Here is a 15,442-nt window from a genome sequence, read left to right as displayed (position 1 = left end):
TCCTTCAACAAATTAATTATGTATAAACTTTTCCTCGTTATTAAAGTAATTATATCATAAATGGAAAAAATTTATGATAGCATTCTGAGTTTTTAAGATCATCGACTGCAACGTTGCATTGACTTTTAAGTGCTAATTTCATATAATTGAGTTTGTGTAAAATAATGCAGCAGTATGCGGTAAGCTCGTCAACATGTCCTTGCTACTTGTAGTTTAATTAGTAACCCACTGGCTGCTGAGGCGAAAGTTCAGAGGGATATGCACGAATACTAAGCGTACATCGTTATTTTACTCCAAATATTTTATTGGAGGATTCATTTATGTCAAGATATACAGGTCCAAGTTGGAGAATTTCTCGTCGTCTTGGAGTTTCTTTATCAGGTACTGGTAAGGAATTACAACGTCGTCCATATGCTCCAGGTGTTCACGGCCAAGGTCGTCGTCAAAAACTTTCAGAATATGGTGTTCAATTACGTGAAAAGCAAAAATTACGTTACATGTATGGTTTAACTGAACGTCAATTTTACTCATTGTTTAACCGCTCTGGTAAAATCCGTGAGGGTAAGCATGGTGATAACTTTGAAATTATGCTTGAAAGCCGTTTAGATAATATGGTTTACCGTTTAGGCTTAGCTACCACTAGACGACAAGCTAGACAATTAGTTAACCACGGTCATATTACCGTTGATGGCAAGCGGGTTGATATCCCTTCTTACGAAGTAAAGCCCGGTCAAGTGATCGGTGTTCGTGAAAAGGATAAGGACATGGGCATCATCAAAGAAGCTGTCGAATCAGTTGTGAGCCGCCCTGCTTATGTATCATTTGATGCTGATAAGCTTGAGGGTTCATTGACTAGATATCCACAACCAGATGAATTAAATGCAGACATCGATACTTCATTAGTTGTTGAATACTACAACCGTTAAAATATTGTGTCTGTTAAAGAAAAGGCGATCTCGATTGAGACCGCCTTTTTGTATCTCCAATTTCTTTAATGTTAAAATGTAGTAAATACTCAATAAGGAGCAAATATTATGACAGATGACAAAGGATCAGTTCAAAATCGACTTGATCAAGCAATGAGTGGAAACTCCCCTCAAATTAACCCAGATGAGCAACGAAAATACTTGGGAACTTTTCGAGAACGGGTCGACTTCGCCATTACGGTTTCTGAAGATAAAAACCAGGATGCAATCGATCAGTTAAGTAAAGAAATGAAACAACACCCCACTTATCAACTCTTCATTAACGGCAATATAGCTGAAGAACAGCAACAACCGTACATGAAGTTAGCCAGTCAAAATAACACCAACTTTACTTTAAAAAACAACAGCGCTTATGGTACGATGCCCGATCAATATGCGGTAGTCTTAGTCGCTCCAGAGGCAATTAATAAAGACCATATTGATTTTGATCCTAGTAAGGTTAACGCCAAACATGACAACGATCAACCTAAAAAACATCAATCATGGTTTTCACGGTTATTTAAGTAGAAAGAAGCTATAGAATGCAAAAGCCCCTCGCCTACAGAATGAGGCCCACTAAAATTGAAGATATTGTTGGCCAACAGGATTTGGTTGGCAAGGGCAAGATTATTGATCGCATGGTAAAAGCTAAAATGCTTTCATCAATGATTTTATATGGGCCACCTGGTACCGGAAAAACCAGCATTGCAAGTGCAATTGCGGGTTCGACTAAATATGCTTTTCGGATGTTAAATGCAGCAACTGATACCAAAAAGGACCTCCAGGCGGTAGCTGAAGAAGCTAAAATGAGTGGAACGGTAGTGTTATTACTAGATGAAATCCATCGGTTAGATAAGACCAAGCAAGATTTTTTGTTACCACTACTAGAAAGTGGGCAAATTATCTTAATTGGTGCAACGACAGAAAATCCCTATATCAATATCAGTCCGGCCATTCGTTCTAGAACAGAAATTTTTCAAGTTCATCCATTAACCAGTGATGACATAACCAAAGCCGTTAAGCGGGCACTAGCGGACAAGCAAAATGGCTTAGGTAATCTAAAGATCAAACTTGACCATAACGCCATGAGCTTTTTAGTTCACAGCACCAATGGCGATTTAAGAAGCGCTTTAAATGCTCTAGAATTATCTGCCAAGTCCACCACACCTGACCAAGATGGCATCATTCACATTACTCTGGCTGATATTGAAGCTTGTTTACAAAAGAAAGCACTGAGTCAAGATAAAAATGGCGACGCTCACTACAACGTGATGTCAGCACTTCAAAAATCAATTCGTGGCTCCGATGTTAACGCAGCCCTACACTATGCCTCGAGGTTAATTGAATCAGGGGATTTAAACTCCCTAACCAGAAGATTAATGGTAATTGCGTATGAAGACATTGGGTTAGCTAATCCGGCTGCTGCTTCCAGAACAGTATCGGCAGTGCAAGCTGCTGATAAACTCGGTCTCCCTGAAGGACGAATTCCACTGTCTGATGCCATCATTGATCTTTGTCTTTCACCAAAATCAAATTCAGGAATTACAGCGATTGATAAGGCTTTATCTGACGTAAAAACTGGCAATTACGGAGACATTCCTGAGCACTTAAAAGATGCCCACTTCAAGGGTGCCAAAAAACTAGGACACGTCGGTTATAAATACCCACATAATTATCCCAATGATTGGGTTAAACAACAGTATCTTCCTGACAAAATTAAGAATGCCAAGTACTACCAACCAAAGCTGAACGGTAAATACGAAAGAGCTCTAGCTGATCAATATGAAAAAATCAACGAGGCTGAAAAGCATGTCGGAAAGGAATAATTGTCGATGCTCATCAAAGTTTTAATGTTATTTTTCTCCGTAATTTTAATTATTAACGGAATTTATTTTTTAACCCATGCTCATAAAAGTTTCCTACTGTTTCATCCCGAAAAGTTTACCTCATTAAGCATCATCTTACTCATTAGTGGTGTCATTCTAATTGTGGTAGCAATTTTAGGAATTATTTCAATATTTTTCGATAACACTGTTTTTACTCTGCTAGTCTTATGTGCGGGGTGTTTGTGTGCTGTGATTCCAGAACTATTCATCATTCAATACATGGATAAATAACCTTTATATCTGACTTTTCAATTAAAAAATACTAGAATTAAGTTAAATAAAACATCGAGGTGGTTTTTATGCTACAAGAATACAATAATATTTTAGTTCCCGTTGATGGTTCATACGAATCCGAGTTGGCTTTTAAAAAGGCCGTTGCCGTTGCCAAACGTAATGATGCTCATTTACACATTGTCCACGTTGTAGACACACGAGCATTTCAAAATATCTCTAGTTTTGATACATCAGTAGTTGAAGAAGTAACTCAAAACGCTAAAAAAACACTCGAACAGTACGCCAGAGAAGCTAAGGATGATGGCGTTAACAAAGTTGATTATTCAATCGAATATGGCGCACCGAAAACAATCATCTCAAAGGAAATTCCAGACAAACTCGATATTGATTTAATCATGATCGGTGCAACCGGGTTAAATGGTGTTGAACGGTTACTAATTGGTTCAGTAACTGAATATGTCACTAGGATGGCGGTCTGTGATGTATTAGTTGTAAGAACAAATCTAAATAATCAAAAAGTTGATCCTAAAAAAGGAAAACAAAAAGTTTCTAAGTAAAACAAAAAATCATTCGATGATTATTTCGAATGATTTTTTGTTTTAGCAATTTTTAATAATTTATCAATCCGCCCGCTATCTCTTACTCCTTTCAAAAGATTGATTTTAATTTGGGTGCTTTCTGCCTTTTCAAACAGTTTTTCTCGTTTATAACTCAAATATTTCAAACTATAAAATGATTTCAAACAATAGAAGGAATACTTGCGTTTTAGGTAAGATATCATAACATTGGATTCAGAAATCACTAGTTGATTATCGTTAGCTACAAATGCGAAAGTGACAATGGCAAGTCCTAACTTAATGACAACATATCGATCAATTGTATTCATTTCTCTTCGATGTAGCAATTGCCCCATCCTCACCAAAGCATCATCCAAATACTTACGAGCCAATTTTTGACATCCCAATCTCCGATATGAGATTGCAATGCCCAAATAACTCCATGCAGTACAAATAAAATTTGTTTTGACGGAACACGAGTCAATCATAGTATGAAAGCATAGGATTACTTCATCTAAAGAAAAACCACAAAATAGTTCCGCAAAACCACGTTCACAATAATATCTTCCTTTGATTTCTCTTGAATCAATATTCTCAACTTTAATTGTTTCAATAATCGTATTAGCTTTCTTGAAATGATAATGAAGTAGAATGCATTCAACTTTCTTCAGTATTTTTTTAGCATAGCAATACTTTTCATCAGAACAAACTTCGTCTAAGTTCAATCCCAATCGGGACACAATTTCTGGAATAATCACCCATTGATTAAAACACCCATCATTTTCAAGCGCACTGATGGTTGACTGAGTACATAGTCCTTTGGCAAGCTCCGACTGCGTCATATGAATATCAATTCGGCGTTTTTTAATTCTCGCTCCAATCTTTTTCAATAGCGCTTTTGAGGGCATTATGACTTCCAATTGCACGTCATCTCCCTTGACGATTCAAAATTTCATCGTGTCTAAAACAATTAACGTTATGATCATTAATGATCCCTGAAGCTTGTAAAAACGAATAGAGTGTTGTGGGCCCAACTCTTTTAAAATGATACATTTGAAAAACCTGATTAAATTTTTTAATCATTGGTCTCATTTCCGAAATATCGATTTGATCATCAATAATTAAATGATCAACGGGGGTATAATTCACCTGCTGCCATAATTGGTCAAAAAAATGAATCCCCTTTCCCTCTAACTCAAAAACAATCTTGGCATTGATTAAAATGGCATCAAGTTTCGATCGATTTCTAATTCCACGTTTGTCACTCATTGCAGTGTCTTTGATGGTTTCTGCATGAGTAGACAAATAGTTAAAATCAAAATTATGATAAATGCTATCCAGTCCGTCTAACTTCTTCAAAATTAAATTCCACTGAAGTCCTGCCTGCATTATTTCTAGTGACAGTTCTCTAAATAATGCTTTTTCGTCATAATCTGGAACATCCCACACCGTATCATGGTAATTCATTAATCGTGGACTCCTAGTTGCCCAGTTACATCTTTCCATTATTATCACCTCTTATAAGTATATACGAAGAACAATCTTCAAATAAAAAAAGATTATGACTATGTCATAATCTTTTTTTATTATTTATCCTTATATACTTTTTTCTGATCGCCCTTTTGAAGCGGCTTAAAGTCATGCAAAATTTTAGATTGACGGTCAAATTCAGCATAAGCTAGTTCAATCAATTTATCGATTAATTCGGTATAACTAATTCCAGAAGCTTCCCAAAGTTGCGGATACAAAGAAATATTGGTAAAGCCCGGTAATGTGTTAACTTCACTCAAATACGGCTTAAAATCCTTTGAAACAAGAAAATCAATTCGTGCCATTCCCTTTAATCCAAGGGCCTTATAAGCGTCTAATGCCATGTTCGTGATTTGATCATCGACACCATCTGGCAATTCAACTGGAATGGTAAATTGGACCTGACTGGCATCCACGAACTTGTTGTCATAGGTATAGAATTTGTCATCTGCTGGAACTTTAATTGCCCCTAGTTTTGATGCCATGGGATTTTCATTTCCTAAAATAGAAATTTCGACTTCTTCTGGTCCCTCAATTGCTTCCTCAATCAAAATTTTGTTGTCATAACGAAAAGCCTCTTCTAGTCCGCTATCCAATTCCTCTTGATTATGCACCTGATGAATACCGATGGAAGAACCTTGATTGGCTGGTTTGATAAACATTAATGAACCGAGCTTTTTAGATAATTTAGCATAATTCCAATCTTTACGATTATCTGGAGTCAATAAGACGTATTTGGTATTGTTAATGCCTGCTTCATCTAGGATTTTCTTAGTAATATCCTTATCATAAGACATTGCAGAAGCTAAGATTCCACTTCCAACGTAGGGCTTATTCATTAGACGTAATAGCCCTTGAATGGTTCCATCTTCCCCTAAGTTTCCGTGAATAATGGGAAAGAAAACGTCAATATCTTTAGCGCTATCGAAATTAATAATGGGAGCTAGCGGATTATTCATGTCGAGATTTAAAATCTCATCTTTTTCCACATCCGTTTCATCTTCACCATCAAATACACGATGTGAAGCATCATCGCTCAAGACGATTCCATCCTTAGTAATTAGGAATAAGCTGACTTCATACTTATCCTTGTCCATCGCATCATAAATATTATGCGCGGATCTTTTTGAGACGTCGTGTTCTGATGAATTACCACCAAATAATAACGCGACGTGCTTCTTATTTTTAGTCATATTCGCACCTCTGTCGTTTATAATAGAAACTTAATTATAACACAAAAATTAACCGGTAAATAATCCCAAATAAAAAAGCATGAATGAACATGCTTTCATGCTTTATGAGAAATTCTTATCTGTACTAAACATTGAACTCTTGTTATGGTATTGCATTGACATTATCAACCCAATCCCTATCATGTTACCAATTAAGGCAGAACCTCCCTGGCTCACAAATGGGAGCGGAATTCCAGTCATTGGCAGCAACCCAATGCTCATTCCAATGTTTTCAAAAACATGGAATAAAATCATCATAATAACTCCACTAGAAATATAGGCATAGAAAACATTTTTAGTCTCAAAAGTAACCTTGATCATTTCATAAATCAATAAGAAATAAAGAAGAATCAATAATACCCCACCAATGAATCCAAAGTTCTCTCCCATCACGGAAAAGATCATATCAGACTCACGAACAGGAACGTAAACTTTTGAAACATTGAATCCCGTTCCAGTAAGACCTCCTGATCCAACTGCTTTCATACTTTGCCATAGTTGAAATCCTTGGTTACTCGTATCTGACTCAGGATGCAACCAAGTATCAATTCGAGCGAATTGATAAGACTTAAAGCCAAAATGACCAAGTAACATTCGGCCCTCTTTAGTAATGGCAAGTGTCAGTGCAATGGCACCAAGACCACCTGTAACACCAAAGATTGGCGCCAGTATTTTCCACGTAACACCGGATACAATCATCATCCCCGCCAGGATGGCAATGAACACAATGGTAGTTCCAAAGTCATTTTGCAACTTTAGTAAAATCACAATTGGAATCGTCCATAGAATCATTTTACCAAGTAACGCCCAATCACTTCGAGTTTCATGAATTGGATGTTCATTATTGTGAGAAGCAATGACTTTAGCCAACATCAAAATATATGCAGGTTTCATGATTTCAGATGGTTGAAATGTCAGTGGCCCTAACTGAAACCAACTTTTAGCACCAGTTTGTGCCGCATAGGAACGACTATACAAGAACAAAACAGCAACTAAAAGAAAGATCCCAAACCAATACGCATAAGGTGCTAATTTCCATAACTGTTCGGAATCAAATTGCATAATCACAACGATGGCAATTGCACCAATTGCGTACCACACTAATTGCGAAACAACCGCCTTTACGACACTTGTTTGACTTGTATCATGACTGGCAGCTACAAAGATCGACCCTATGCCCACCAAAGCAAGCATCAGTACACAAAAAATGATTCCCCAATCGATTCGATTCTCGTCTGTACTTTCCGACCTATTAAACACGATTAGAACTCCTTTTTTTCATAAATCATACTTATCTTTGGTGCAAATTATACTCTCTTATTACCTCAGCAACAGCATCTTCTTCGCTGTTTTCATGGAAAGTTTTGTCACCAACCACACAAATTGACTTCCCGTTCTTTTCTTCAATGGTGCCCACGGTATGACCGCCAATTTGCACCAATTTCAACGCGTTTTCTTCTGGATCATCAATAATATTAACACCGATTCGTTTTTCTTTTCGAGCCACGCTTAAAAACCTCCTAGAATAAAAAATAGTTGATAAAATCAACTATTTTAGCTTCATTGAGCGACGATAATCTTCCTCAGCTTTTTTATTTCTTCCCAATGAAAACTTCTTGGGAACTGGATCGTATCCACCCTTAACCAGTGGATTACACCTCAAAATTCGTGTAAACCCCATCAGTGTCCCTTTCAATGCTCCAAAGCGATTGATCGCTTCGAGCGTATAATGCGAACAGGTTGGTGAGTACCGACAACTAGGCGGAAACAATGGTGAAATAAAACGCTGGTAAAACTTAATTAAAGATATAAATATTCGTTTCAATTTTTTCTCTCAATTATTTTCTACTGAAAAATCCACGACTCTTTTTATTGCTACTCATATGCTCAAGCATTTCACCAGCACCTTTTGCAACATTGTCTAAAGGATCTTCAGAAATATAAACCGGAACCGTTAACGCATTTGAAATTACAGTATCAATGTCTTTAAGAAGTGCACCACCACCGGTTAACATTACTCCTCGATCAATAATATCAGCTGAAATTTCTGGTGGAATTGTCTCTAAGACTGCCTTTGCACCTGACACAATGGAGTTAATTGAACCACTAATAGCTCTCGCAACTTCCTGACTAGTAATGGTTACCGATTTAGGCATCCCACTAACTGAGTCACGACCTCTAACCTCCATCTCTTTAACATCTTGGGTGGAAACGTCTGCCGTTCCAATCTGCATTTTAATTCGTTCAGCGGTGTGTTCACCGATAATAAGGTTATGTTCTTGTTTCAAGAAGTTAACGATATCAACGTTCATCACATCTCCAGCAATTTTAAGTGATTTACTGGCTACGATATCACCGAGTGAAAGAACCGCAATGTCTGAGGTTCCACCACCCATATCGATTACCATGCTACCATGAGGCTGGTAGATATCCATACCAGCACCTACGGCAGCTACTTTAGGCTCTTCTTCAATGAAAACTTCGCCACCAGCTGCGCGTTCCGCTGCTTGGATAATTGCTTTTCGTTCAATGTTAGTGATGTTTGTAGGAGCACAGATCATCGTCTGTGGTTTAGAAACAACGCCCTTAACGCTTAATTTACTGATAAAATACGAAAGCATTTCTTGAGTAATGTCAAAATCAGAAATAACTCCGTCTTTTAAAGGTCTAATGGCTTTAATGTTTCCAGGAGTTCTACCTACCATTTGGTAAGCTTCAGAACCGACCGCCAATACCTTATTTGTTTTAGTATCAACGGCAACTACAGATGGTTCATTAAGAACAATACCCTTCCCCGTAACGTATATAAGAACGTTAGCAGTTCCTAAGTCAATCCCAATATCTTGTGCCATAAAAATACTTCCTTCCGTAACATCGTTTAACTAAATTATAGCATATCCAGAATAGCAAAAGAGAATTATCACATACGAAATTATCTAAATTTTTCTAACGATCAAGTTAGTCATTAGCAATTGCGTCGCTTTCTTTAATTGGGATTCGCTCAACTTCTGCGCCAAGTTTTTGCAGTTTCTTGTGAAATTCGTAGTAGCCACGATCAAGATACTTCAGATTAGTAACTTCCGTATAACCATCAGCAACTAGACCAGCTAAAATCAAGGCAGCTGCGGCTCTAAGATCAGTCGCAGCAACTTTAGCACCCTCAAAATGGGTTGGTCCATACATGGTGACTGTTTCGCCATTAATGTCGAACTTAGCACCCATTCTGCGTAATTCTTCCATGTGCATAAACCGATTTTCAAAAACAGTTTCCGTTAGCTTGCTGACACCATCGGCCCTTAACTGCAATACTGTCATTTGAGGCTGCATGTCAGTAGGAAAGCCTGGATATGGGGCAGTCTTAACGTTAACTGGTTTTAATTTTGCGGGTCCAATGACACGAACACCATCGCGTTCTTGTTCAACTTTAACCCCCATCTGTTTCATTTTGGAAATTAATGGTAAGTTATGTTCGGTAATCCCGTTTTCAATTAAAAGATTTCCTTCAGTAAGCGCTGCGGCAACCATAAAAGTCCCAGCTTCAATTCGATCTTGAACCACTTCATGACTAGCACCATGAACACTTGGTACTCCGGTAATTGTAATCGTATCAGTGCCTGCTCCAGAAACTTTTGCTCCCATTTTGTTCAATACTTTTTGTAAGTCAACAATCTCAGGTTCACGGGCAACGTTTTGAATCTTGGTAGTTCCCTTTGCAAGGGTAGCGGCCATCATTACATTTTGAGTAGCACCAACACTTGGAAAATCGAAATAAATATCGGTTCCAGTAAGTCCGTTAGGAGCAGATGCTTCTACGTAACCATCATGTTGTTCAATGTGAGCACCTAAGGCTTCAAAGCCACGCAAATGTAAGTCAATGGGACGACTTCCAATTGCACATCCTCCTGGTAAAGCAACTTTTGCTTGACCTAAACGAGCTAAAAGTGGACCCATCACAACAATTGAGGCTCTCATTTTTGAAACATATTCGTACGGAGCTTCTGGTGAAATTTTTCCAGAAGCATCCACTGTAATTTTATTCTTACTTTTATCAAAATCAACTTGAATACCCAAATGTTTTAAAACTTCATTCATAGTAAACACATCGGACAACATGGGACAGTTGGTTAAAACAGTCTCGCCATCACTTGCAAGAATAGTAGCAGCTAGAATCGGTAAAACGGCATTTTTTGCACCCTCAATGTGAACTCGACCATTAAGTTTGTTTCCGCCATGCACAACAATTTTTTCCATGGTACTCTCTCCTATTACGTATTATTTAAATAGTACTGTTAAATTTTTTAAGTTATCAATGAATGACATAAAGAACGAACTGCATATAAAACCAATTACGATCGAAAGGAGGACAATCAAGACCTTCCCCTGTCGTTCTTGAATTGGTAAAAACCGTTCAAAGTGAATTCCTTGTATAGACCAAAAAGCTAATGCAATAAAGAATAGCTGACTAATTATTGTTATTAAAGATTCAACTCCAAATGGATTCATTACGCGATACTCCTAATATTCATTCTTACTATATACTATCATAAAATCATTCAATTGTCGTAAATCGGAGGTCCATGTAAAAAATTGTAACAAAAAAGAGGAACTAAAAAATTCCTCTTTTTTAATTAATGTTGTGCAACATTAATTCTATTAACAGCTCTTTGTAAAGCAACTTGTGCACGTTTCAATGCATCCGTATCGTTCTTAGATTGAGCATCTTTAATCTTCTGTTCTGCACGCTCTCGGGCATGAGTAGCTCTCGATACATCAATGTCACCTTTACGTTCAGCACTATCAGCAACGATGGTTAAAGTATTATTGGAAAATTCGGCAAATCCACCATTGACCGCAACGGTATCCATGTCATTTCCGTTAAACTTAAACCTCGTTTCACCAATTTTTAAAGAAGCAATCACTGGAACATGGTTAGCTAAAATTCCAAGGTCACCCATCATTGTTTCAATGATAGCCATGGTGACTTGATCATTGGAATAAACCTCGCCATCAGGAGTAACGATACTAACGGTTAATACTGACGATTTATTATCAGCCAATTAGATCAGCCTCCTATTTGCTTTGACTTGCTTTTTGTTCTTTCAGTTTGTTGTAGTTTGCAACGACATCATCAATTCCACCACAGTTTCTGAAACAGTCTTCAGGAATATCATCGTACTTACCTTCAAGAATTCCCTTGAAGCCGGCGATAGTATCCTTAACGGATACATACTTACCTGGAAGACCCGTAAACTGTTCGGCAACGGTGAAACTTTGTGATAAGAAGAATTGAATACGACGAGCACGACCAACAATCGTCTTTTCTTCGTCGGATAATTCATCCATTCCTAGAATTGAAATGATATCTTGTAATTCACGATATCGCTGAAGAACGTGTTGAACTTGACTTGCAACGTCAAAGTGTTCTTGTCCAACGATTTCTGGAGAAAGGGCAGATGATGTTGATGCCAATGGATCAACGGCAGGATAAATACCTTGTTGCGTTAATGAACGCTCAAGGTTAGTGGTAGCATCCAAATGGGCAAACGTTGTTGCAGGAGCAGGATCGGTATAATCATCGGCTGGAACGTAAACAGCTTGAATTGAAGTGATCGCACCCTTTTTAGTTGATGTGATTCGTTCTTGAAGTTGTCCCATTTCAGTAGCTAGAGTAGGCTGATAACCTACGGCTGATGGAATACGTCCTAACAGAGCTGAAACTTCCGTACCAGCTTGGGTAAATCTAAAGATGTTATCAATGAATAAAAGAACATCATCACCTTCAGCATCTCTAAAGTACTCAGCAAGTGTAAGACCCGTCAATGCCACACGCATACGAGCACCAGGTGGCTCATTCATCTGACCATACACCATGGCAGTATGCTTTAACACACCCGATCCTTTCATTTCAAAGTACATATCATTACCTTCACGGGTTCTTTCACCAACACCAGTGAAAACGGAAATACCGTTATGACCCTGAGCAATGTTATGAATTAATTCTTGAATCAAAACGGTCTTACCAACACCGGCACCACCGAATAATCCAACTTTACCTCCACGAATATATGGAGCTAATAAATCAATAACTTTAATTCCAGTTTCAAGAACTTCAGTCGATGGGTTTAACTCATCGTACTTAGGTGGTTGTCTGTGAATGGCCCATCTCGTTTGATCAGGACCAAATTCTGGTCCACCATCAATTGGCTGACCTAAAACATTAAATACTCGACCTAGAGTATCATTACCTACTGGCACTTCAATTGGAGCACCAGTATTTTCAACATCCATCCCACGACGTAAACCATCGGTTCCGTCCATAGCGATGGTACGTACCACTCCGTCACCTAACTCAAGAGCAACTTCAACAACTAATTGCTTGTTGTCACCCTTTTTAACGTTCAAAGCAGTATTAATTTCTGGTAAATCACCGTCTAGGGGAAATTTAACATCAACAACTGGCCCGATAACTTGTTGTACTTTACCAGTAGTATTCATTATGCTTTAATTCCTCCCATCTATTAATGGTTCAATGCTTCTTGACCACCAGTAATTTCTGTAATTTCAGTAGTGATAGCTGCCTGTCGTGCCCGGTTATACTTGAGTTCAAGTGATGAAATCAAATCATCGGCATTATCAGTGGCTGATTTCATTGCGGTTGAACTGGAAGCATGTTCAGCTGTCTTGGCATCCAAGATTGCTCCATACATTAAACTTTCAGCATATTGAGGAATTACAACACCAAGCACAGCCTTAGCGGATGGCTCAATATCATAATCTTCAATCAAGTTTTTAACTTTGACATCAGATCCAGCTTGACCACTATTTTTATCATCCATAGATGATTGAATTGACTCCTTATCCATGGGAAGAAGCTTTTCAGCCCTAAAATCAGAGGAAATTCGGTTAACGAAGTGATTATAACAAATGTACAAATCAGTATAAATTCCATCATTATACATGGAGGTAATGGCCTTAACGATCCCTTGAACTTCGGTATAAGTGGGAACATCTGAAACGGTACGATTTTCGTATGCAACGTTTGCTCCACGCTTCTTATAGAAGTCTGCACCATTACCACCAATTGCTAAAATCATATAATCATCAGTATTTGGAGTGTGCTTTTCAATAAACTCATTGGTACCTCTGATTACATTACTATTGTAGCTTCCAACCATTCCACGATCAGATGAAATTACAATATAGGCGGTCTTTTTCTTAGCATTTTTTGAATCTTGACTTGAAGGTTTATTATCCTCTAACAAATCGGACTGAGCCAGATGAGCGATTACAGACTTAACCTTAGATACATACTGATTATAGTTCTCTGTATGTGCCTGAATTCTGTTCAACTTAACCGTTGAAACCATCTGCATCGCCTCGGTAATCTGACGTGTACTCTTGGTCGATGCGATTCTGTGCTTTACATCATTCATCGATTCAGCCATTAGTTGTTATCCTCCCTTCAAGTTAATTACTATTAACTATACTGTCACCCTTAGCTGAAGGCTTAAAGGTGCTTGCAAACTCTTGGATTGCACTGTTTAGCTTCTTTTCATCTGGAAGATCACCAGTTTTCTTAATGCTTTCAAGTAGGTCAGGATAATTTGTATCAAAGAATTTGAAGATCTCATCCTGGAATCTTAAAACATCATCAACGGCAATTTTATCTAGGTAGCCATGAGTTAAGCAATACAAGATCAAAACTTGTTTTTCAACTGGTAGTGGCGAATGAAGTGGTTGCTTTAAGACTTCCACCGTTCTAGATCCACGATCCAGCTTAGCTTTAGTAGCTTCATCAAGATCAGAACCGAATTGAGCAAACGATTCAAGTTCATGATATGAAGCAAGATCCAAACGTAATGTACCAGCAACCTTTTTCATTGCCTTAATTTGGGCATCTCCACCAACACGAGAAACTGAAGTACCAGCATCAACGGCTGGACGGTCTCCAGAATAGAACATGTCAGAGTTTAAGAAGATCTGACCATCAGTAATTGAAATTACGTTGGTTGGAATATAAGCGGAAACATCCCCTGCTTGCGTCTCAACAATTGGAAGAGCGGTCATCGAACCGCCACCCATCTTGTCACTCAACTTAGCAGCACGTTCAAGTAAACGTGAGTGGGTGTAGAAAATATCACCAGGATAAGCTTCACGGCCAGGTGGACGTCTCAAAATTAAGGAAAGTTCACGATAAGCATTAGCTTGTTTCGTTAAGTCATCGAAAACAATCAAAACATCTTTACCCTTGTCCATGAAATACTCACCCATGGTTGCACCAGCATATGGTGCAATGTAAAGCAAGGGAGCAGGTTCAGATGGACCAGCTGACATGACGATTGTGTAATCCATCGCACCGTACTTTTGGAGGGTGTTTACTTGTTGTCTAACAGTTGAATCTTTTTGTCCAATTGAAACGTAGATACAAATCATATCTTGATCTTTTTGGTTCAAGATTGTATCAATCGCAATTGAAGTCTTACCAGTTTTTCGATCACCAATGATCAACTCACGTTGGCCTCTACCAATTGGAACCAAGGCATCAATTGACTTGATCCCAGTTTGTAGTGGTTGTTTAACACTTTGACGTTGCATGATTCCAGGTGCTTTTTTCTCAATTGGAGCAGTTTGATCGGTCTTGATCTCACCTTTACCATCAATTGGTTGGCCTAATGAGTTCACAACTCGTCCAACCATATTATCTCCAACAGGAACTTCCATGATTCTTCCGGTTCTTTTAACACTGTCACCTTCACGAATACCTGTAAAGTCACCTAAAACAACGATACCAACTTCGTTGCTTTCGAGGTTTTGCACCATTCCATAAACACCATTTTGGAACTCCAGTAATTCACCGGATAAAGCATTATCTAGACCATATGCACGAGCAACACCGTCACCAACATAGGTAACGACACCAGTCTCGTCGACGTTAAGTTCGTCTTTGTAGCCATCTAATTGTTTTTTAATTAGGGCACTAATTTCTTCAGCCTTAATGCTCATAAAAGTTTCACCTCTTCAATATAGATATCTTATCG

18 protein-coding genes are annotated in these 15,442 nt (G+C 38.2%); 5 read left to right on the top strand and 13 right to left on the bottom strand.

The features are described from left to right. Nucleotides 1-320: 320 nt before the first annotated feature. The 5 genes from rpsD (at nucleotide 321) to AC6UDC_RS05695 (ending at nucleotide 3,642) form a co-directional block, all read left to right on the top strand. A complete protein-coding gene (gene rpsD / locus AC6UDC_RS05715; RefSeq protein WP_039144319.1) occupies nucleotides 321-926 on the top strand; it encodes a 30S ribosomal protein S4 in 606 nt (201 codons plus the stop codon). 108 nt (nucleotides 927-1,034) lie between these two features. Further along, a complete protein-coding gene (locus AC6UDC_RS05710; protein ID WP_500707365.1) occupies nucleotides 1,035-1,493 on the top strand; it encodes a YueI family protein in 459 nt (152 codons plus the stop codon). Between the two features lie 14 nt (nucleotides 1,494-1,507). Beyond that, the gene (locus AC6UDC_RS05705) at nucleotides 1,508-2,791 is read left to right on the top strand and encodes a replication-associated recombination protein A (protein WP_500707364.1); all 1,284 of its coding nucleotides are present in this window, start codon (nucleotides 1,508-1,510) and stop codon (nucleotides 2,789-2,791) included. A gap of 6 nt (nucleotides 2,792-2,797) precedes the next feature. Further along, complete coding sequence (locus AC6UDC_RS05700) at nucleotides 2,798-3,082, top strand: hypothetical protein (protein ID WP_500696067.1); 285 nt, start codon at nucleotides 2,798-2,800, stop codon at nucleotides 3,080-3,082. Between the two features lie 68 nt (nucleotides 3,083-3,150). Beyond that, a complete protein-coding gene (locus AC6UDC_RS05695; RefSeq protein ID WP_500694366.1) occupies nucleotides 3,151-3,642 on the top strand; it encodes a universal stress protein in 492 nt (163 codons plus the stop codon). A gap of 20 nt (nucleotides 3,643-3,662) precedes the next feature. On the opposite strand, the gene AC6UDC_RS05690 is transcribed toward AC6UDC_RS05695, so the two are convergent. The 13 genes from AC6UDC_RS05690 to atpA all read right to left on the bottom strand — a co-directional run bounded on the left by AC6UDC_RS05690 (nucleotide 3,663) and on the right by atpA (nucleotide 15,407). Continuing rightward, nucleotides 3,663-4,568 carry a helix-turn-helix domain-containing protein gene (locus AC6UDC_RS05690; protein WP_500721707.1) on the bottom strand — a complete coding sequence of 302 codons (906 nt, stop codon included), beginning with the start codon at nucleotides 4,566-4,568 and terminating at the stop codon, nucleotides 3,663-3,665. 1 nt (nucleotide 4,569) lies between these two features. Then, the gene (locus AC6UDC_RS05685) at nucleotides 4,570-5,148 is read right to left on the bottom strand and encodes a DNA-3-methyladenine glycosylase I (RefSeq protein WP_500721703.1); all 579 of its coding nucleotides are present in this window, start codon (nucleotides 5,146-5,148) and stop codon (nucleotides 4,570-4,572) included. Between the two features lie 80 nt (nucleotides 5,149-5,228). Beyond that, nucleotides 5,229-6,365 carry a D-alanine--D-alanine ligase family protein gene (locus AC6UDC_RS05680; RefSeq protein WP_500721701.1) on the bottom strand — a complete coding sequence of 379 codons (1,137 nt, stop codon included), beginning with the start codon at nucleotides 6,363-6,365 and terminating at the stop codon, nucleotides 5,229-5,231. A 102-nt stretch (nucleotides 6,366-6,467) separates the two neighbouring features. Next, nucleotides 6,468-7,664 (bottom strand): FtsW/RodA/SpoVE family cell cycle protein, encoded by a 1,197-nt coding sequence (locus tag AC6UDC_RS05675; RefSeq protein WP_500694362.1) that lies wholly within the window; start codon nucleotides 7,662-7,664, stop codon nucleotides 6,468-6,470. Nucleotides 7,665-7,695: 31 nt separating this feature from the next. Continuing rightward, a complete protein-coding gene (locus tag AC6UDC_RS05670) occupies nucleotides 7,696-7,911 on the bottom strand; it encodes a DUF2969 family protein (protein WP_500696062.1) in 216 nt (71 codons plus the stop codon). 42 nt (nucleotides 7,912-7,953) lie between these two features. After that, nucleotides 7,954-8,229, bottom strand: coding sequence for a membrane protein insertion efficiency factor YidD (gene yidD / locus AC6UDC_RS05665; protein ID WP_500699808.1), 276 nt, complete (start codon nucleotides 8,227-8,229; stop codon nucleotides 7,954-7,956). A 13-nt stretch (nucleotides 8,230-8,242) separates the two neighbouring features. After that, nucleotides 8,243-9,256, bottom strand: a complete 1,014-nt coding sequence (locus AC6UDC_RS05660; protein ID WP_500694359.1) for a rod shape-determining protein — start codon at nucleotides 9,254-9,256, stop codon at nucleotides 8,243-8,245. Between the two features lie 106 nt (nucleotides 9,257-9,362). Continuing rightward, nucleotides 9,363-10,655: a UDP-N-acetylglucosamine 1-carboxyvinyltransferase gene (murA, locus tag AC6UDC_RS05655; RefSeq protein WP_500694358.1), complete on the bottom strand. Its 1,293-nt coding sequence runs from the start codon at nucleotides 10,653-10,655 to the stop codon at nucleotides 9,363-9,365. Between the two features lie 21 nt (nucleotides 10,656-10,676). Continuing rightward, nucleotides 10,677-10,907, bottom strand: coding sequence for a DUF1146 family protein (locus AC6UDC_RS05650; RefSeq protein ID WP_500694357.1), 231 nt, complete (start codon nucleotides 10,905-10,907; stop codon nucleotides 10,677-10,679). Nucleotides 10,908-11,032: 125 nt separating this feature from the next. Then, entirely contained in the window at nucleotides 11,033-11,461 is a 429-nt protein-coding gene (locus AC6UDC_RS05645; protein WP_500694356.1) for a F0F1 ATP synthase subunit epsilon, read from the bottom strand. A 13-nt stretch (nucleotides 11,462-11,474) separates the two neighbouring features. After that, the gene (gene atpD, locus AC6UDC_RS05640; protein WP_500694355.1) at nucleotides 11,475-12,899 is read right to left on the bottom strand and encodes a F0F1 ATP synthase subunit beta; all 1,425 of its coding nucleotides are present in this window, start codon (nucleotides 12,897-12,899) and stop codon (nucleotides 11,475-11,477) included. A gap of 23 nt (nucleotides 12,900-12,922) precedes the next feature. Further along, entirely contained in the window at nucleotides 12,923-13,849 is a 927-nt protein-coding gene (locus AC6UDC_RS05635; RefSeq protein ID WP_500707360.1) for a F0F1 ATP synthase subunit gamma, read from the bottom strand. 22 nt (nucleotides 13,850-13,871) lie between these two features. Next, on the bottom strand, nucleotides 13,872-15,407 hold the full coding sequence (gene atpA / locus AC6UDC_RS05630) for a F0F1 ATP synthase subunit alpha (RefSeq protein WP_500694353.1): 1,536 nt from the start codon (nucleotides 15,405-15,407) through the stop codon (nucleotides 13,872-13,874). Between the last annotated feature and the right edge of the window lie 35 nt (nucleotides 15,408-15,442).

The organism is Fructilactobacillus sp. X7R7C1 (assembly GCF_059901065.1).
Note: the sequence above shows the minus strand (reverse complement) of the source record. Positions and strands in the feature narration are given on the sequence as shown.

What these genes read in the sequence shown, in the direction of transcription:
- rpsD (WP_039144319.1), top strand. Translation starts at nt 321, where the DNA reads ATGTCAAGATATACAGGTCCAAGTTGGAGAATTTCTCGTCGTCTTGGA.
- AC6UDC_RS05710 (WP_500707365.1), top strand. Translation starts at nt 1,035, where the DNA reads ATGACAGATGACAAAGGATCAGTTCAAAATCGACTTGATCAAGCAATG.
- AC6UDC_RS05705 (WP_500707364.1), top strand. Translation starts at nt 1,508, where the DNA reads ATGCAAAAGCCCCTCGCCTACAGAATGAGGCCCACTAAAATTGAAGAT.
- AC6UDC_RS05700 (WP_500696067.1), top strand. Translation starts at nt 2,798, where the DNA reads ATGCTCATCAAAGTTTTAATGTTATTTTTCTCCGTAATTTTAATTATT.
- AC6UDC_RS05695 (WP_500694366.1), top strand. Translation starts at nt 3,151, where the DNA reads ATGCTACAAGAATACAATAATATTTTAGTTCCCGTTGATGGTTCATAC.
- AC6UDC_RS05685 (WP_500721703.1), bottom strand. Translation starts at nt 5,148, where the DNA reads ATGGAAAGATGTAACTGGGCAACTAGGAGTCCACGATTAATGAATTAC.
- AC6UDC_RS05680 (WP_500721701.1), bottom strand. Translation starts at nt 6,365, where the DNA reads ATGACTAAAAATAAGAAGCACGTCGCGTTATTATTTGGTGGTAATTCA.
- AC6UDC_RS05660 (WP_500694359.1), bottom strand. Translation starts at nt 9,256, where the DNA reads ATGGCACAAGATATTGGGATTGACTTAGGAACTGCTAACGTTCTTATA.
- murA (WP_500694358.1), bottom strand. Translation starts at nt 10,655, where the DNA reads ATGGAAAAAATTGTTGTGCATGGCGGAAACAAACTTAATGGTCGAGTT.
- AC6UDC_RS05650 (WP_500694357.1), bottom strand. Translation starts at nt 10,907, where the DNA reads ATGAATCCATTTGGAGTTGAATCTTTAATAACAATAATTAGTCAGCTA.
- atpD (WP_500694355.1), bottom strand. Translation starts at nt 12,899, where the DNA reads ATGAATACTACTGGTAAAGTACAACAAGTTATCGGGCCAGTTGTTGAT.
- AC6UDC_RS05635 (WP_500707360.1), bottom strand. Translation starts at nt 13,849, where the DNA reads ATGGCTGAATCGATGAATGATGTAAAGCACAGAATCGCATCGACCAAG.
- atpA (WP_500694353.1), bottom strand. Translation starts at nt 15,407, where the DNA reads ATGAGCATTAAGGCTGAAGAAATTAGTGCCCTAATTAAAAAACAATTA.